18 protein-coding genes are annotated in these 17,496 nt (G+C 67.7%); 13 read left to right on the forward strand and 5 right to left on the reverse strand.

Features of this window, described 5'->3' with window-relative positions:
* Positions 1–25 precede the first annotated feature (25 nt).
* Complete coding sequence (locus tag E1264_RS26130) at positions 26–694, reverse strand: hypothetical protein (protein ID WP_132178016.1); 669 nt, start codon at positions 692–694, stop codon at positions 26–28.
* A gap of 30 nt (positions 695–724) precedes the next feature.
* On the reverse strand, positions 725–1,531 hold the full coding sequence (locus tag E1264_RS26135; RefSeq protein WP_132178018.1) for a class I SAM-dependent methyltransferase: 807 nt from the start codon (positions 1,529–1,531) through the stop codon (positions 725–727).
* 155 nt (positions 1,532–1,686) lie between these two features.
* On the opposite strand from E1264_RS26135, the gene E1264_RS26140 reads away from it, so the two are divergent.
* Entirely contained in the window at positions 1,687–2,607 is a 921-nt protein-coding gene (locus E1264_RS26140) for a polysaccharide deacetylase family protein (RefSeq protein WP_243711177.1), read from the forward strand.
* Here E1264_RS26140 and E1264_RS26145 read toward each other — a convergent pair.
* A complete protein-coding gene (locus E1264_RS26145; RefSeq protein WP_132178020.1) occupies positions 2,604–2,876 on the reverse strand; it encodes a hypothetical protein in 273 nt (90 codons plus the stop codon). The genes E1264_RS26140 and E1264_RS26145 overlap by 4 nt on opposite strands.
* Before the next feature lie 113 nt (positions 2,877–2,989).
* On the opposite strand from E1264_RS26145, the gene fdxA reads away from it, so the two are divergent.
* The 7 genes from fdxA to E1264_RS26180 all read left to right on the forward strand — a co-directional run bounded on the left by fdxA (position 2,990) and on the right by E1264_RS26180 (position 8,527).
* Positions 2,990–3,316: a ferredoxin gene (fdxA, locus tag E1264_RS26150; RefSeq protein ID WP_131963938.1), complete on the forward strand. Its 327-nt coding sequence runs from the start codon at positions 2,990–2,992 to the stop codon at positions 3,314–3,316.
* A 143-nt stretch (positions 3,317–3,459) separates the two neighbouring features.
* Positions 3,460–4,545: a succinyldiaminopimelate transaminase gene (gene dapC, locus E1264_RS26155; RefSeq protein ID WP_132178022.1), complete on the forward strand. Its 1,086-nt coding sequence runs from the start codon at positions 3,460–3,462 to the stop codon at positions 4,543–4,545.
* Positions 4,546–4,731: 186 nt separating this feature from the next.
* Positions 4,732–5,361: a DUF4178 domain-containing protein gene (locus tag E1264_RS26160; RefSeq protein ID WP_243711178.1), complete on the forward strand. Its 630-nt coding sequence runs from the start codon at positions 4,732–4,734 to the stop codon at positions 5,359–5,361.
* Between the two features lie 2 nt (positions 5,362–5,363).
* Positions 5,364–5,978, forward strand: a complete 615-nt coding sequence (locus E1264_RS26165; protein ID WP_132178026.1) for a DUF2617 family protein — start codon at positions 5,364–5,366, stop codon at positions 5,976–5,978.
* Positions 5,975–6,412: a DUF4247 domain-containing protein gene (locus E1264_RS26170; RefSeq protein WP_243711179.1), complete on the forward strand. Its 438-nt coding sequence runs from the start codon at positions 5,975–5,977 to the stop codon at positions 6,410–6,412. The genes E1264_RS26165 and E1264_RS26170 overlap by 4 nt, the downstream gene beginning before the upstream one ends.
* 10 nt (positions 6,413–6,422) lie before the next feature.
* Positions 6,423–6,878 (forward strand): DUF350 domain-containing protein, encoded by a 456-nt coding sequence (locus E1264_RS26175; protein WP_132178027.1) that lies wholly within the window; start codon positions 6,423–6,425, stop codon positions 6,876–6,878.
* Between the two features lie 71 nt (positions 6,879–6,949).
* Positions 6,950–8,527, forward strand: a complete 1,578-nt coding sequence (locus E1264_RS26180; RefSeq protein ID WP_132178029.1) for a polyamine aminopropyltransferase — start codon at positions 6,950–6,952, stop codon at positions 8,525–8,527.
* On the opposite strand, the gene E1264_RS26185 is transcribed toward E1264_RS26180, so the two are convergent.
* Positions 8,524–9,225, reverse strand: a complete 702-nt coding sequence (locus E1264_RS26185; RefSeq protein WP_132178031.1) for a MerR family transcriptional regulator — start codon at positions 9,223–9,225, stop codon at positions 8,524–8,526. The two genes, E1264_RS26180 and E1264_RS26185, sit on opposite strands and share 4 nt — an antisense overlap.
* A 77-nt stretch (positions 9,226–9,302) precedes the next feature.
* On the opposite strand from E1264_RS26185, the gene E1264_RS26190 reads away from it, so the two are divergent.
* From E1264_RS26190 to E1264_RS26200, 3 genes are all read left to right on the forward strand, one after another.
* Entirely contained in the window at positions 9,303–10,445 is a 1,143-nt protein-coding gene (locus E1264_RS26190) for an acyl-CoA dehydrogenase family protein (RefSeq protein ID WP_132178033.1), read from the forward strand.
* Positions 10,446–10,768: 323 nt separating this feature from the next.
* Positions 10,769–13,219 carry a type I restriction endonuclease subunit R gene (locus E1264_RS26195; RefSeq protein WP_132178035.1) on the forward strand — a complete coding sequence of 817 codons (2,451 nt, stop codon included), beginning with the start codon at positions 10,769–10,771 and terminating at the stop codon, positions 13,217–13,219.
* Between the two features lie 84 nt (positions 13,220–13,303).
* A complete protein-coding gene (locus tag E1264_RS26200; protein ID WP_132178037.1) occupies positions 13,304–13,909 on the forward strand; it encodes a type IV toxin-antitoxin system AbiEi family antitoxin domain-containing protein in 606 nt (201 codons plus the stop codon).
* Positions 13,910–14,196: 287 nt separating this feature from the next.
* Here the strand turns inward: E1264_RS26200 and E1264_RS44735 are convergent, their stop codons facing one another.
* Positions 14,197–14,616, reverse strand: a complete 420-nt coding sequence (locus tag E1264_RS44735) for a hypothetical protein (RefSeq protein ID WP_207936230.1) — start codon at positions 14,614–14,616, stop codon at positions 14,197–14,199.
* Positions 14,617–14,780: 164 nt separating this feature from the next.
* Here E1264_RS44735 and E1264_RS26210 point away from each other — a divergent pair, with 164 nt between their 5' ends.
* The gene (locus E1264_RS26210) at positions 14,781–16,262 is read left to right on the forward strand and encodes a class I SAM-dependent DNA methyltransferase (protein ID WP_132178039.1); all 1,482 of its coding nucleotides are present in this window, start codon (positions 14,781–14,783) and stop codon (positions 16,260–16,262) included.
* Positions 16,259–17,443 (forward strand): restriction endonuclease subunit S, encoded by a 1,185-nt coding sequence (locus E1264_RS26215; RefSeq protein ID WP_132178041.1) that lies wholly within the window; start codon positions 16,259–16,261, stop codon positions 17,441–17,443. Before E1264_RS26210 ends, E1264_RS26215 begins: the two co-directional genes overlap by 4 nt.
* Positions 17,444–17,496: the final 53 nt, after the last annotated feature.

Consider the following 17,496-nt stretch of genomic DNA (forward strand, 5'->3'; position numbering starts at 1 on the left):
CAGGCGGGATGATCGGGTAGGCCGATCAGGCACTTCCGATCGCGGAGACCAGGTTCAGGCCGAGCAGCAGGTCGATGTGGACGAACGTCTCCAGCTTCGCGCCCGGCGGCACGTCGGTGTCGGCGGCGAGCCGGTCGAGGGCGTCGAGGGCGCCGGGGCTGCCCAGATCGTCCGCCAGGGCGGCCTCTGCCTCCCCCGCGTACGCGCGGTTCATGGGGCGTCCGGGCGACGTCGCCCACTCCGCGACCTCGCGGCGCCATCGCTCCAGCCGCTCCGCCGCCGCCGACAGCGCGGTCTCGGACAACTCCAGCGGCTCCCGGTAGGGGACCTCCAGCATTGCCAGCCGCACCGCGAGCGGGTTCGTGTGCGTCGTCCGGTCGCCCGTCTCGCGCGGTACGACCAGGCTGAGCGCGCCTGGGCGGCGGGCGTCGGCGGCCTCGTGCGTCAAGTAGACGTCGGCGTCTGTCAGCGGGGCGTCGAGCACCTCGAACGGCGCGACGTTGTAGTCGTCCAGCGCGAAAGGCGAGGTGGACGCGATCCGGACGCGGCGCCCGGCCCGTTCCGCGACGCGGCGCAGCAGGTCGGCGACCACGGGGACGCGGTGCCCGGACCCGCCGAGGATCTGGACGCGCAGGCCCCGCCCGCCGGGGACCGGCTCGGCCCGCCCGGTGCGATGGTCGTAGAGCCGCAGCATGCCCCCAACCCTAGGCCGGGCGGCCCGGGATCAGAGCTGCGGGTCGGACGGCATCGGGCCCGTCGGCATGGGCATGGCGCCGTCCGGCTTGCGGATGGCCGCGAAACGGAGCCGCACATAGTCCGCGACCCATCCCGACTCGCGGCGCAGCGCCGGGGCGGCGAGGTCGTTGACCCGGGCGAGCAGCGGGTCGACCAGCTCCGGCGGGACGTCCGCCAGCGCCGTGGCCGCGTACGCGCGGACCCAGTCGGCGGCGCCGTTCGGGCCCTCGGTCATCCGGGTCGGACGGTCGGCGTGCTCCAGCAGCCGCAGCGTGAACCCGGCTTCCTCCAGCTTCGCCGCGTACTCGGCGGGGCTCGGGAAGTACCAGGGCAGGTCCGGCTCGCCGAGGCCGAACACCCGCCAGGCGGTCTGCATCGCGACGATCAGCTCGGCGCAGTTGCCGGCGCCGCCGAGCTCGCCGACGAACCGCCCGCCGGGGCGCAGCGAGGCGTGGACGCGCCCGATCACGGCGTCGGGGTCGCGGGTCATCCAGTGCAGGGCAGCGTTCGAGGCGACCGCGTCGAACGACTCGCCGACGGTGAAGTCGTGCGCGTCGCCGAGCACGAACGACAGGCCCGGATGCAGCGCGGTCGCCTGCGCGACCATGTCCGGGTTGCCGTCGATGCCCAGCACCTCGGCGCCCCGCTCGGCGATCTCCGCGGTGAACGCCCCGGTGCCGCACCCGAGGTCGATGATCCGTTCGCCGGGCTGCGGATCGAGCAGGTCGACCAGGGGCGCACCGTGCGCGGAGACGTACCCGAAGGCGGAGTCGTACGTCGTCACGGCCCAATTCACTGTCGTAATTTATCGGACATCGCCCCGGACTGACGCGGCGACGGGCACACGCCCGCCGTCCGCGGACGATCTTCGATATCGCGGCCTTGACGGCATGTGTCGCACAGGTGACGGAGGGTATGAGGCCGCCCAAGTGACACGTTCGGGGGTGCGTGGTGCGAATCAGGGCAATCACCGTCGCCGGTGCCGGGCTGCTGCTCGTCGCCGGAACCGTCGGGGCCGCCGGGATCGCCGGTTGCGGCGGGCCGGAGGGAAAGCGGGCGCGGACCGCAGGGGACAACGCCGCGCTGGGGAAACGGGCCCAGCAGAGGCGTGCTCCGGCGCCGCCCCCGCCCAGGAAGATCGACTGCGTCCGGGTCAAGTGCGTGTCGCTCACGTTCGACGACGGGCCGAGCCCCTACACGGCACGGCTCCTGGACACGCTCAAGGCGGGCGGCGCCCGCGCGACGTTCTTCATGCTGGGCGAGAACGTCCAGGCCTACCCGGACGTCGTGCGGCGGATGGCCATTGAGGGGCACGAGGTCGCCAACCACTCCTGGTCCCATCCTGACCTCACGACGGAGTCGCCCGCCGAGGTCCGGTCGCAGATCCAGCGGACGCAGCAGGCCATCAAGACCGCCTCCGGCGTCGCGCCGACGCTGATGCGCCCGCCGTACGGGGCGACGAACGCCCAGGTGGGACGGGCCATCGGGATGCCGCTGATCCTGTGGAGCGTGGACACGCTCGACTGGCGGCACAGGAGTGTCAGCCGCCACACCAAGGTCGGGGTCAAGGAGCCCGCGGGCGGCGGCATCGTCCTGTTCCACGACATCCACAAGCCCAGCGTCGACGCCATCCCGAAGGTGGTGGACGGGCTGAAGAAGCGCGGGTTCACGCTCGTCACGGTGTCGGAGCTGTTCCAGGGGCAGCCGCTCCAGCCCGGCCAGACCTACACCGAGCGCATCCAGAAGACAGAACCGGTGACGGCACCGGCAGCCCCGTCCGGCGGCACGGGGCCGTCCGGCGGCACGCCCGGCTCCGGCGGCACGCCCGGGGGCGGCGACACGCCGCCGTCGGGTGGCACGGGGCCGCGCTAGCGCTCCTCGTCCTCCCCGGCGGGACGGCGGGGCCGGCGCGGCGGAGGCTGCGGCGGGACGACTTTCGCCGCGACCATGATCCCCTCCGGGACCTCGACCAACTCCCCGTTCCGGCGCCGTACGGCGAGGATCCCGCCGGACCAGGATTCGAGGACGCCGACGACGTCGCTGTACTCTCCCGTTGGCAGGCGACGGCGCAGCGATATTCGCCGGCCCACGTCGGCGGCGCTGATGGACACCACCAGGCGTGCGGCGAACCGGCCGGACATCTGCGGACCCCCCGTGTCGAATCGACGGCGCCGTGGCGGCCATACTATTCACAGCGAGCTTGCGGTGAGCCGTGACGTACGGCGGGGCCGGAAATCCGAGAGGAGTCACTGACGTGACCTACGTCATTGCGCAGCCCTGCGTGGACCTGCTCGACAAGGCATGCATCGAGGAGTGCCCGGTCGACTGCATCTACGAGGGCAAGCGCATGCTGTACATCCACCCGGACGAGTGCGTCGACTGCGGTGCGTGTGAGCCTGTCTGCCCGGTAGAGGCGATCTACTACGAGGACGACACGCCCGACCAGTGGAAGGACTTCTACAAGGCCAACGTGGAGTTCTTCGACGACCTCGGCTCGCCCGGTGGCGCCTCCAAGGTCGGCAAGATCGACAAGGACCACCCGATCGTCGCCGCCCTGCCTCCGCAGAGCCAGGAGGACTGAGCGGGGCGGAACGCCGGAACGCGTCCCCCAGGGGACCGTTCCCGAGGCGCGCCTGCGTCGTTTTCGGGGCCGTGGCCGCCACGTCGTTCGTGGGACGGCCACGGCCCTCGGGTTTCCCTACAGCCAGACAGGAGTGTGTGGGCGTGTTCACGTTGCCGGACTTTCCGTGGGACCGGCTGGCCCCGTACAAGGAGCGGGCGCTGGCGCACGCGGACGGCATCGTCGACCTGTCGGTCGGGACGCCCGTCGACCCGACCCCCGAGCCGGTTCAGGCGGCGCTCGCGGGCGCGTCCGACGCGCCCGGGTACCCGCAGACGTACGGGACGCCGCGGCTCCGCGAGTCCGTCGCCGGGTGGCTGCGGCGCCGCGCCGGCGTGTCCGGCGCCGACCCGGACGCGGTGCTCCCCGTGATGGGCACCAAGGAACTGGTCGCCTGGCTGCCGACGCTGCTCGGCGCCGGGCCCGGCGACACGATCGTCTTCCCCGAGCTGGCCTACCCGACCTACGACGTCGGCGCGCGGCTCGCCGGGGCCAGGCCCGTCTCCACGGACGGGCTGCTCTCCCTCGGCCCCGTCTCACCCAAGATCGTGTGGGTGAACTCGCCGTCCAACCCGACCGGGAAGGTGCTGCCCGCCGAGCATCTCCGCAAGGTCGTCGCATGGGCGCGCGGGCGCGGCGCCATCGTGATCAGCGACGAGTGCTACCTGGAGTTCGGCTGGGACGAGGAGAGGCCGCCGGTCTCGATCCTGCACCCGGACGTGTGCGAGGGCTCCCACGAGGGCCTCCTCGCGGTCAACTCGCTGTCGAAGCGGTCCAACATGGCGGGCTACCGGGCCGGGTTCCTCACCGGCGACCTCGCGATGGTCAAGCGGCTGCTGGAGGTCCGCAAGCACGCGGGCATGATCGTCCCGGCTCCGGTGCAGGCGGCGATGACGGTCGCGTACGGCGACGACGCGCACGTGGACGAGCAGCGGGCCCGGTACGCGCGGCGCCGCGCCGGGCTGCGCGCCGCGTTCGAGAAGCACGGGTTCCGCATCGACCACTCCGAGGCGTCCCTCTACCTGTGGGCCACGCGCGACGAGCCGTGCTGGGACACCATCGCGCATCTGGCGTCCCTCGGCGTCCTCGCCGCCCCCGGCGAGTTCTACGGCCCGGCCGGCGCCCGGCACGTCCGGATCGCGTTCACCGCCACCGACGAGCGCGTCGACGCCGCCATCGCCCGCCTCTGAGCCACCCCCGAATCATCTGATTCACCCTCCGCTTTTGAGGGGACCATTCCGTTTCGGTTACGGCGTTCTCGCATGCAACCAGTGGTTCATTTGATACGTCTGAACGCGGTATGGGCATGGGAGGCGACAGTCGGTAGGATCCCGCTGGTCCGTGCCCGACTTGTAGACGAATCGATGGAGGTGTCCGTGAGCGGAGCGGCGATAGTCATCCTGCTGGCGCTGATCCTGGTCGCCTTGATCGTGCTGATCGTCGTCCTGCTGCGGCGCCGGTCGGGGACGTCCGCGCCGGGCGGCCCGGCGCCCGCGCCCGCCGCGCCGCGCGACCCGTTCGCGGCCGAGGACCAGGTGGCCGGCGACCCGCGGACGCTGAAGGCCGGCGACATGGTCGAGTACCTCGGCACCCGCTACTTCGTGCGCGGCTCGCTGCGGCTGAAGGAGGGCGGCTACACCTGGAGCGAGCACCTCCTGGACGCCGACACCACCGAGGGCACCAAGGTGTGGATCTCCGTCGAGGAGGACCCCGACCTCGAGGTCGTCTGGTGGACCGGGCACGACATCGGCGACCTCACCCCCGGCGACCGGACGATCGTCGTCGACGGCGTCGAGTACCGCCGCGAGGAGCACGGCACGGCCACCTATGACAGCGAGGGCACGACCGGCGTCGGCGTCCAGGGACGCGTCGAGTACGTCGACTACGAGGGCCCGCGCGGCAAGTACCTGTCGTTCGAGCAGTACGGCGGCGGCCAGTGGGAGGCCGGCCTCGGCGAGCGCGTCCCGGCCGGGTCGATGACGATCTACCCCGGCAGCGGCGGCTGACGTTGCGGACCACCCTCGACACCCCCTACGCGGACGCGCGCGCCGACGCCCTGTCGTTCGCGCTCGGCCTGCCGCCCCTGGACGCGCTCGCCGTGCTGCCCGTCGAGCGGGCCGGGGTGACCGTGGAGCTGCGGCTGCTGGGCGCGTCCCACCAGGTCATCGCCGGGCCGCTCAGCGAGACCGTGGCGTGCCTGCCCGGTGCCGCCGAGCCGCTGCCCGGCCGCGCGAGCACCGACATGCCCGGCTGGACCTACGAGTTCGCCGCGACGACGGCCGCGCTCAGCGACACCACGGCGTTCCGCCGCGCCGTCGAGGCGGTCTGCGCGCGGCTCGCCGACCGCGGCGACGCCCTGACCGGGAACTTCCCCGGCTCCGAACACGCCGTGACCGCGCTCGCCCTGGAACGTGCCGTCCGGGCGGGCAGCGCCCTCGAACGCGGCGCGCTGAAGCGTGGCACGCCGAAGCGCGACGCCGCGCAGGGCGGTGCGGCGATGGACCCCGACGAACGTGAGACCCCCGCATTGGAGGAGACCGGGATCGGCTGGCGGACGTGGCACGCCTACCCGCAGACCCGGGAGATCGTGATGACGCGGAGCCGGCTGGTGAGACCAACGTGAACAGTAGACACCGGATGATCGGCGGCGCGTGCGCCGCCCTCGTGACCGTTCTGGCGCTCGGGGGCTGCGGCAGCAAGTCCCAGGAGTCCTGGATCGGGGACAAGTACAAGAATATGGGGGCCGGCACGTACCGGTCCGCGAAGGCTCCGCCGGCCGTGGCCACGGAGATCAACAACAAGTTCAGGTCGATCGACCGGGTGGACAACCTGGCGACCATGGGCGCGGCGGGCGGGATCTTCCTGCGCTACCCGCGGCTGGTCGTCGGCGTCCTGCCGAACGGGACGGGAAGCCGGATCACGGTCGACACACCACGCAGCGGCTACAACCGTTACTACTCCCACGTCAGCGGCCGGTGGGCCAGTCCCGGAAGCCACGGCTGGACGAGCACAGGCGCCGCGTCCTTCCGCGGCGGCGGGCCAGGGTCGGGCAAATAAGGAGCATCAGATGGACGACCTCTTGGACGAGATCGGCGCCACCTTCGCCTACGGGGCGATCGGCATCGCGCTGATGGCGATCGGCTACCTGGTGGTGGAGGTGACGACGCCCGGCAGGCTCGGCAAGCAGATCTGGACCGACGGGAACCGGGGCGCCGCGCTGCTGCTGTCGGCGAAGCTCCTCGGCATCGGCGCGATCGTCACCACCGCGATCATCACCAGCGACAACGACCTCAGCGACGGCCTGATCGACACGGCGGTCTTCGGCGGCATCGGCATCGTGCTGATGGTCGTCGCGTTCCTCCTCCTCGACGTGACCACGCCCGGCAAGCTCGGCGCGACGCTCGTCGACGGCGGCGGCGCGGCCACGGCGGGCGGCGGTGCCGGCGGGATCCATCCGGCCGGGTGGGTGGTCGCCGCCGCCGACCTGGGCGTCGCCGCGATCGTGGCCGGGGCGGTCTCCTGACGTCCCGCGACCTGGACGAGGCCACCGCCCCCGCCCCTCCGGCGACGGAACCGTCCGCACCGGCCGACCCGGTGACGGAGCCGTCGACGCCGGACGGGCCGGGGCGGTTGCGCGTCCCGGCCAAGGCGGCGCGGGCGCTGGTCCTCGCCGCCGTGTTCACCTGCGCGGCGTGCGGGCTGGTGTACGAGCTGGCGCTGGTCGCGCTCGGCAGCTATCTCGTCGGCAACTCGGTCACGCAGGCGTCGATCGTGCTGTCGGTCATGGTCTTCGCGATGGGCATCGGCTCGCTGGCGGCCAAGCCGCTGCAGGGCCGTCCGGTGGTGGCGTTCGCGGTCGTGGAGGGCGCGCTCGCGCTGGTCGGCGGCCTGTCGGTGCTGGCGCTGTACGCGGCGTTCGCCTGGCTCAACCTGTACGTCCCGGCGCTGGTGGTGGTGGCGTTCGCGGTCGGCGCGCTGATCGGCGCGGAGATCCCGCTGCTGATGACGCTGCTGCAGCGGATCAGGAAGCAGGACGCGGGCAGCGCCGTCGCCGACCTGTTCGCCGCCGACTACGTCGGGGCGCTGATCGGCGGCCTGGCGTTCCCGTTCCTGCTGCTCCCGGCGTTCGGGCACATCAAGGGCGCGCTGCTCGTCGGCGTCGTCAACGCGGTCGCCGGGATCGCCGTCGTGCTGTGGCTGTTCCGCCGCCAGATCGGACGCGTCGCGCAGGCCGCGCTGGGCCTCGGCATGGTCGCGGTCCTCGCCGCCCTCTGCGGGACGTACGCGCTCGCGGACGGCTTCGAGGTGTCCGCGCGGCAGGCCCTCTACGCCGACCCGATCGCCCTCACCAAGCGCACCAAGTACCAGGAAATCGTCATCACGAAGGACGTCTCCCTGGCGGGCAGCACGGACATGCGGCTGTTCCTGAACGGTGACCTGCAGTTCTCGTCCGTGGACGAGTACCGGTACCACGAGTCGCTCGTCCACCCGCTGATGTCGGGCCCGCACGGCAGGGTGCTGATCCTCGGCGGCGGGGACGGCCTGGCGCTGCGCGAGGTGCTCCGCTACAAGGACGTCCGGTCGGCGACGCTGGTCGAGCTCGACCCGGAGATGCTGCACCTGGCCCGGACGTACGGGCCGATCGCGTCCCTCAACCGCCACGCGTTCGACGACCCCCGCGCCGAGATCGTGGCCGCCGACGCGTTCTCGTGGCTGCGCGGCCTGAACCAGCGGTTCGACGCCGTGGTCGTGGACATGCCCGACCCCGACGACGTGTCCACCGCGAAGCTGTACTCGGTCGAGTTCTACGGCATGGTGAAGCGGGTGCTGGCGCCGGGCGGGCGGATGGTCGTTCAGTCGGGGTCGCCGTACTTCGCGCCGAGGTCGTTCTGGAGCATCGAGAAGTCGATCGCCGCGGCGGGCCTCGCGACGACCCCGTACCACGTTGACGTGCCCAGCTTCGGCGACTGGGGCTACGTGCTCGCGTCGGCGGGGGAGAAGCCGGTGCCGAGGCTCGCGCCCGGCGCCCCCGACCTGCGTTTCGTGGACGAGCCGCTCCTCCGGGCCGCGACGGTGTTCCCCAAGGACCGCCGCGCCCGCGACGTCGAGGTCAACACGCTCGTCCACCCGCGGCTCGTGGAGTACGAGCGCCAGGAGTGGAAGAACGCCTAGTCGGGGACGGACTGGCGGATCGCCTTGTCGACGGCCCGCTGGAACGACGTCACCAGCGACTGGATCATCAGCGGCTTGAGCTTCCCGGCCATCTCCATCAGCCGCTCCCGCTCCTCCGGCGCGCGCCCGCCCTCCCGGTAGGGCCGGACGACGGTCTCCTGGAAGGCCCGCTGCAGCTCGGCGGCCAGCGCGGTCGTGTGCCGGTCGACGGCCTCGTGCGAGGCGATCAGCGTGTCCAGCGGCAGCGGGAGCGCGGCCAGCTCGGCGCTGATCCCGAGCAGCGCGGGGCTCACGACGCGGACGACGCCGCCATGCAGCCGCTCCACGACCCCCAGGGCCTCAAGCCGCTTCAGCACGTCATCGTCGAGGTGCCGTCCCGCCCGGCGGTCCAGCTCTTGCCGGTCGAGCTCTTCGGGACGCTCCGGCGCCCACGGCGACAGCAGCGCCCGCTGGAGGGCGAGGTCCTCGGCGGTCGCCTCCGGCGGGATCCTCTTCAGATGCTTCTCGATCGCCGCCAGGGTGAGCCCGAGCGACTGCAGCTCCCGGACGAGCTCCAGCCGCGCCAGATGGTCGGCGCCGTACAGGCCCGTCCTGCCGCGGAGCTTCGGGGGCGGCAGGAGCCCGCGCCCGGCGTAGAACCGGACGGTGCGGACGGTGACCCCGGCACGCGAGGCCAGCTCGTCGACGGTGAGCTCCATCCCGCCTCCCTCTATGTGACAGTGCCAGTGTTACATTAATCCTGTATCAGGACGCACTTACCGAGGGAGACCGCCGGATGGGACGCGACATCTACACCGAGGAGCATGAAGCCTTTCGCGACATGGTGCGCTCCTTCATCGCGAAGGAGGCGTCCCCGCACCACGAGCAGTGGGAGAAGGACGGCATCGTCTCCCGCGAGGTGTGGCTGGCCGCGGGGCGCGCGGGCCTGCTCGGCATCGACATGCCCGAGGAGTACGGGGGTGGCGGCAACCCCGACTACCGCTACTACGTGATCTTCAACGAGGAGCTGGCGAAGGCGGGGATCCACGGGCCCGCGTTCGCCGTCCACAACGACATCAACGGCGGCTACCTGCGCCAACTGTGCACCGACGAGCAGAAGGCCCGCTGGTTCCCCGGCTACTGCTCCGGAGAGATCATCACCGCCATCGCGATGACGGAACCCGCCGCGGGCTCCGACCTCCAGGGCATCAAGACCACCGCGATCAAGGACGGGGACCACTACGTCCTCAACGGGTCGAAGACGTTCATCTCCAACGGCATCCTCGCCGACCTCGTCATCGTCGTCGCCAAGACCGACCCGTCCGCCGGGTCGAAGGGCGTCAGCCTGCTAGTGGTCGAGCGCGGCATGGACGGCTTCGAGCGCGGCCGCAACCTCGACAAGGTCGGCCTGCACGCCCAGGACACCGCCGAGCTGTTCTTCGACAACGTCCGCGTCCCCGTGTCGAACCTCCTCGGCGAGGAGGGCATGGGGTTCATCTACCTGATGCAGAACCTCGCCCGCGAGCGCCTGTCCATCGGCGTCACCGCGCAGGCCGCCGCCGAGACCGCGTTCGAGCAGACCCTCGCCTACTGCAAGACCCGCGAGGCGTTCGGCCGCCCCATCGGGAAGTTCCAGCACAACCGGTTCACGCTCGCCGAGATGAAGACGGAGCTGACCGTCACCCGCGCGTTCACCGACCAGTGCATCGTCAAGGAGGGCGACGGCGAGCTCTCCGCCGAAGAGGCCGCGATGCTGAAGTACTGGAACACCGAACTCCTGAAGACGGTCGTGGACCGGTGCGTCCAGCTCCACGGCGGCTACGGCTACATGACCGAGTACCCGATCGCGAAGGCGTACCAGGACGTCCGCATCCAGACCATCTTCGGCGGCACCACCGAGATCATGAAAGAAATCATCGGCCGCTCCCTCGGCATATAGCCTGACCTGCAGATTTGCCCGGCTGATCGCGGTCTGTAACGCTTCGCTACTCTACTCTCGCTACCATTCACCCGTTCGCCGATGACTGTGGTGTGGGGCGAGCCCCACTACGCTCTGGTGCAGGATGGTGTCGCAGGCGGGTGCCTGACGCCACCAGACAGGCGGATGGTAGTGAAAATGGTAGGCACGCCCGTCGGTCGGGTTTGGCGGTCACGGGGCGGGCGGGGGTCAGACACAGCTGTGACGGTACACCCAGGCGTCTGTCGGTGCCCGGGGGCACAATGGTCACATAGGTGTATCCGCGCGCTAGGGAACGGGTTGCGGTGGCAGACGTATTTAATCTTGATGAGGACGAAACCTGCCGACGGTTCGTGCTGCCCGCGCTCAAGGAGGCCTCAGGTTGGCCGGACGAGCGCATCAAGCGGGAATTTCAGATCAACGACGGGCGGATTCGGGCCACCACCCGACTCTTTCGGCGGGACAAACCCCTGCGGGCGGACTACGTGCTGGAGTACGTGGGCGACCTTCCGGTGGCGGTGGTCGAGGCCAAACGCTGGCGGAAGGACGCTGCTGACGGGCTGGAGCAGGCGAAGCGCTATGCGAAGCTGCTCGATGTTCCCTTCGCCTACTCCACCAACGGCCAGAAGATCATCGAGTTCGACTTCGCCGCCGGTACGGAGACGATCATTGCCGGGTTCCCCACACCGGAGCAGCTGTGGCAGCGATATCGGGCCGCCAAGGGGCTGTCGAGCGAGGTTCAGGTCGCAGCCACCATCGCGCCCTTTGACCAGACTCTGCGGAACTGGGACAACACCGCCAAGCGCCCCCGTTACTACCAGCAGGTCGCGATCAACAGGGCCGTTCGCAGCCTGACCCGCGGAGACCGCCGAGTGCTGCTCGTCATGGCCACCGGCACGGGCAAGACGATGGTTGCGGCCCAGATCGTTACGAAGCTCTGGGCCACGAGATGGCCTGACGCGAGCCGGCGGCCACGTGTCCTTTACCTGGCCGACCGCAACATCTTGGTCGATCAGCCCAAGGACGACTACTTCGCGCCGATGTTCGGTGACGCCGTGCACAAGCTCAGCGGCGCTGACCCGAAGACCGGGCGCAACATCTACTTCGGGTTGTACCAGTCGCTCGACAGTGGTGAGGGCGGCGAGCAGTTCTACCGGCAGTTCGCGCCGGACTTCTTCGACCTGGTCGTCGTAGATGAGTGCCACCGGGGAAGCTCGCGGGACGACTCTCAGTGGCGGCAGATTCTCCAGTACTTCGCGCCGGCCGCCCAGCTCGGACTCACTGCGACCCCGGTCGAAGAAGGCAACATCGACACCTACGCCTACTTCGGAAACCCGGTCTATGTGTACTCGCTGGCCAACGGCATCGAGGACGGCTTCCTCGCGCCCTACCGGGTGCGCAAGGTTCGCTTCAACGTCGACCTGACCGGGTGGCGGCCCGACGATGGCCAGACGGACATCTACGGCAACGAGATCCCCGACAACCTTTACGGTCCAAAGGAGTACGAGAAGGTCCTCGCGATTCTCGAACGGACAGAGGAAGCTGCCCGCTACCTGACCGAGTGCCTCCAGCAGACAGACCGCATGGGCAAGACCATCATCTTCTGCGAGAACAACGATCATGCGGGCCGGATGCGAGCCGCGCTGACCAACGCCAACAAGGAGATGGTTCGGCGGTATCCGAACTACGTCTGCCGGATCACCAGCAGTGACGGACAGCACGGCAGGGTGCTTCTCGACGACTTCCGCCAGGCCGACACCGAGGAACCGGTGATCGCCGTGACCTCGAGGCTGCTCTCGACCGGTGTGGACATTCCGACGGTCAGGAATATCGTGTTGTTCCGCAGGATCGGATCCATGCCGGAGTTTAAGCAGATCGTGGGCCGAGGTACCCGGCTCTATCCGGCCGCGGACAAGCTGACCTTCGACATCATCGATTTCGTGGACGCGACCCGCTTGTTCAACGACCCCACGTTCGATGGACCCGCACTTCGGGTGGTCCGGGATGAGGCCGATGAGACCGGGCACATCGTCGACACAACCCCTGAGGACGTACCGGACGAGGAGATCGTGGCCGAGCCACCCTCAGACTACGAGCCTCAGGACTTCGGAACATTCGACGAGGATGCGCCCGGAGACGGCCAGATCACCGACCAGGACGAGATCGACCGGATTCAGGCTCGCAGCCATCGTCTCTACGTGAACGGCGTCGATGTCTTCGTCGACGGTAGCGCCCACTACATCTCGGCGGGAGACGGACGGCGCCTTCGCCTGGTGGAACTGCGCCAGTACGTGCGGGATCGAGTGATCGAGATGAAGCTCGAGCCGGATGAGCTGCGCGCCCAGTGGGCGCAGGCAAAGAGCCGCAGAGTCTTGCGGGACCGTCTGACCCGGCACGGCGTCGAACTTGACGAGTTGGCGGAGCGGCTCGGCCAGCCGGCCTCCGACACCCTCGATCTGCTTCTCCACGTAACCTGGCAGACGCCGCTGGTCACCCGGCAGGAGCGCGCGCATCGGTTGGAGCGTGAGCACCGGGAGTTCCTCGAGTCTTTCGCACCCGAGGCTCGCGAGATCCTGATGACGATCCTGTACCAGTACGCGGTACATGGTGAGGACGGGCTGGACCTGACAGTGCTCCGGGCACCGGCCCTCGCCCATCTGGGAACTCCGACTGAACTGGCCGGTCGATTCGGTGGCGCACAGAATCTACGGACCGCCATCGATCAGCTGAGTGAGATGATCTACGAGAGTGCGTAGCCTGTATCGGACTTTTAGTTTAGCGCGCACCATACCCGTCAAACTAAAGTCGGCTGTGAGGTGTTCGCGCGCTAGCATGGCTCCATGCTGGTGGGGCCTCGGAGTGCGCGCGACAGGCTGTGGCGCGTAGCGGCAGCTCAACGCGGCTACTTCACCGCCGCCCAGGCTCTCGACGCGGGCTACTCCTATCAGGCGCAGCGGTTCCACACTCAGCGAGGGAACTGGATTCGCATCGATCGAGGCATCTACCGGTTCCGAGAGTTCCTCGAACTGGGGTCCGACGACACCGATTCGCTGGTTCGATGGAGTCTCTGGAGCAAGGGACGCGCTGTTGTCTCGCATCTGACCGCGCTCGCAGTCCATGACCTCGGGGTCGCCAACCCCGAGGCCGCCGTCCATTTGACCGTGCCTCAAGGGTTCAGACAGGTCGATCCGGCCGTCATCATGCACCGTGCCGTCCTTGATGAGGACGACATCGTCCAGCGCGACGGATTCAAGGTGACGTCCCCGCTACGCGCGATCGCCGAGTCTGCCGCGATCTCTGCGGATCAGGACGTCATCGACTCCGCGGTCTCAGACCTACTGGAGCGGGGTGAGGCCACCCGGCGGCAGTTGCTCCATGCGGCGGAGCGGCTCGGGCCGCAGGCCTCGCTAGGCGTGGAGCGGGCGCTCGCGGAGGATCCCTCGTGACCTCTTACAAGACCGCTGCTGATCTCCGCAAGGCGTTGGAGGCGCGGCTCAAACAGCAAGCCGAGGCCCGTGGCACCGACCTTGGCAGGCTTCGCCGACGCGCGCTGTTCGATCGTATCGCTGCTCGGCTAACGGTCGCTGAGCCAGGCAGATGGGTCCTGAAGGGTGTCACCGCCCTGGAGTTCCGGCTCCTTGACCGAGCGCGCGCCACGAAGGACCTTGACCTAGCGCTGCGGGATGGAGATCTTACCGATCCTGCTCTGCGGGACGAACTGATCGAGGCCCTGTCACAGGATATCGACGGCGACGCTTTCGTCTTTCGAGTGGGACCGCCTCAGGAATTCGAGCCTGACTCGGCGGGCCGCGCGGCTTGGCGGTTCTCGGCTGAAGGGCACCTGGCCGACAAGCTCTATGCCTCGATCCGGCTGGATGTGGGCCAGCGAGCGGAGGAACTCGCCGCCTCCGAACAGATCGAGCTCCCGGGCGTCCTTGCGTTCGCGGACATTGCCCCGCGGAAGATCGAAGCTGTCCACCGGCGGCAGCACTTCGCGGAGAAGCTCCACGCGCTCACCCGAGACTACGGCAACCGCCCCAACACCAGGGTGAAGGACCTTGTAGGCCTCGTGCTGTTGATCGAGGACGGCCTGCAGCCGGATCGCGAACTGATGTCGGTAACCCGCCACGTGTTCGACGTCCGTGCCACCCATGCCCTCCCGTGGTCAATTCCAGACCCACCTCCGTCGTGGACCGGTCTCTACCCCGATCAGGCAGAAGGCCTCACCGAGGCGCCCGCTGATCTCCCAAGCGCCCAATTGATCGTCCAGGCCTTTGGGCCACCGCACTTGCCGACGAAACGGAATTCTAAACTCTCATGCCACCACGTGGAACCACCCAGCAGACCTCCCGAGCTCGGCTCAGCTCGGTCATCAAGTCGGCCCGCGACACCATGCGTAAGGACGCCGGCCTCAACGGCGACCTCGACCGGCTCCCGCAGCTGTCCTGGCTCCTCTTCCTGCGTGCCTTCGACGCCATGGAGACCAACCGCGAGGTCTGGGACGACGACTTCCGCCCGGCGATCATCGAGAAGTACCGCTGGCGCACCTGGGCGGGCAACCCCTTCCTCACCGGTGACGACCTCCTATCCTTCGTCAACGATGAGCTGCTCCCGCACCTCAGGGGCCTGAAGGCAGACCGTCCCGGAGACCCCCGTAACGTACTGTCCGCGCTGTTCAAGGACATCCGCAACCAGATGATGTCCGGCTACCTGCTGCGCGACCTCCTCGAGAGCCTGCAGAAGATCGATTTCACGTCGTCCGACGACATCCACACCATGGCGTTCCTCTACGAGTCGATCCTCAGAGAGGTCCGTGACGCCGCCGGAGACTCCGGCGAGTTCTACACCCCACGCCCGGTAATCCGCTTCATGGTCGAGCAGACCCACCTCAAGCTCGGCGAATCCATTCTCGACCCCGCGTGCGGCACTGGCGGCTTCCTCGTCGAGGTTCTGGAGGAGCTCAAGAAGAAGTCGCCAAAGATGAGCGGACAGGACCAACAGCAGCTCTGGCGCGACCTACGAGGCGTCGAAAAGAAGCCCCTCCCGTACCTACTCTGCATGATGAACCTCATCCTGCATGGCGTGGAGGCACCGACAATTGTCCGTGACAACGCGCTCACCCGGATGCTCGACGAGCAAGGGCAGAAGGTCGACGTGGTCCTCACCAACCCACCGTTCGGAGGTGAGGAGGAGAACTCGGTCGCAGCCCGCTTCCCGACCGGTGTTCGGACCAAGGAGACCGCCTGGCTCTTCCTCCACTCAGTCTTGACCAAGCTCAAGCCAGGTGGCCGCTGCGCCATCGTGCTTCCCAACGGCGTGCTCTTCGGCGAGGGTGCAGGCACTGCGATCAAAGAGAAGCTGATGAAGGAGTGCGACCTTCACACCATCGTCCGCCTCCCGCAGGGTGTGTTCGCCCCCTACACCCAGATCCCGGCGAATCTCCTCTTCTTTGAAAAGACCGGCCCCACCAAGGAGACCTGGTTCTACCAGATCGACCCACCGGAGGGGCGCAAGGGCTACAGCAAGACCAAGCCCATGCGCTACGAAGAGTTCGCTGACTGCGCCGCTTGGTGGGGTGGTCCTGACCGCACCGACCGTGTCGTCACCGATCATGCTTGGTCGGTCCCGATCGCCGATATCGTCGCTGCCGGATACAACCTCGATCTCACCAACCCCGCTAGTGCCGATGACCTCACTCACCGTCCACCTGGTGATCTCATCAACGATCTACTCGTCACCGAAAGGGAAATCTTTTCAATTCTCGAATCCCTTCAAAAGGACTTGGATGGCAAGGTATGAAGACTGAGCGTTTTTATGTCAGGGATGTGTTGAGTCTGCAGCGGCGCCCTACCTCGGTCGAGATCGACCAGACGTATGTGGAGATCGGTGTACGTTCATTCGGCCGCGGGTTGTTCCACAAGGATCCCGTGAGCGGTCAAGACCTCGGCAGTAAACGTGTCTTTTATATCAAGGAAGGAGATATGATATTCAGCAATGTATTCGCATGGGAGGGGGCGGTAGCCATTGCAACGGAGCAGGAGGACGGGCTAATTGGGTCGCATCGTTTCATGACGTACAGGGTGAACGAACGCCTGGCGGACGCGAGGTATCTGTTCCATTATTTCACTGGAGGTGACGGCCTATCTGCGATTAGGAACGCTTCGCCTGGATCAGCTGGTCGTAACAGAACTTTGGGGATCAAGAGCTTTGCTGCGCAGTCAATTGATCTTCCTGGTCTTCAGGAGCAGCAGCGCATTGCCGCTAGGCTGGATTACTGCCGGTCGCTGGTAGGACAGGTGCAGAGTCGCGCAACCGATTCCGGTGCACTTCTGGCTGCTCTAAGACAGCAGCTCTTGGCTGATTTCTACGCGAGGCATCAGGCAAGTCTCACCCCGCTCGGCTCAGTCGCCGCAGTGTTTCGCGGGCGGGGGCCGAGATATGAACATGGAAGTGGAAGTATTGCTCTTAACCAGGGTTGCGTCCAGTGGGGCGGCATCCATCTATCGCGTGCGCGTGAGGTGGAGGTCGACTGGGAGTCGAGCGTTCCTGATGTCGGCCGGGTCGCTGAAGGCGACGTACTCGTTAATTCAACGGGAGATGGCACCATAGGAAGGGCCTGTGTGGCGGGCCGGGATGTAGTGGGAATTCCGTTTGATTCTCATATCCTCTCAGTGAGAGTGACTCCTGGTTTTCTTCTTCCTGAATTCTTGGCTCTGATGATCCAGTCGCCACAAGTGCAGAGTGTTATTAGCTCTGTAAAGGGCGCAAATACGACGAAGCAAACGGAATTGGGAAAGAAGAAGTTGGAGAAGCTTCAGGTGCCGGTTCCATCGGTTGAAGAACAGAATCTTGAACTTCGAAGGCTTCGCGATCTGCTTGCGCGAGCTTCTGAAGTGGAGAATCTTGGCAAACTTCGCGACCAACTGGCTGAGGCGCTCTCGCCTGCACTCTTGAAAGCGGCCTTTGCAGGTCATCTGTGACGTGTAGACGGTATTGTCGATTAATCGGCGGTGTCTTCGTCGCGGGGTTCGGT

Origin of the sequence: Actinomadura sp. KC216 (assembly GCF_004348535.1) — a bacterium.
In the GTDB taxonomy this organism is placed as follows: Bacteria; Actinomycetota; Actinomycetes; order Streptosporangiales; family Streptosporangiaceae; genus Spirillospora.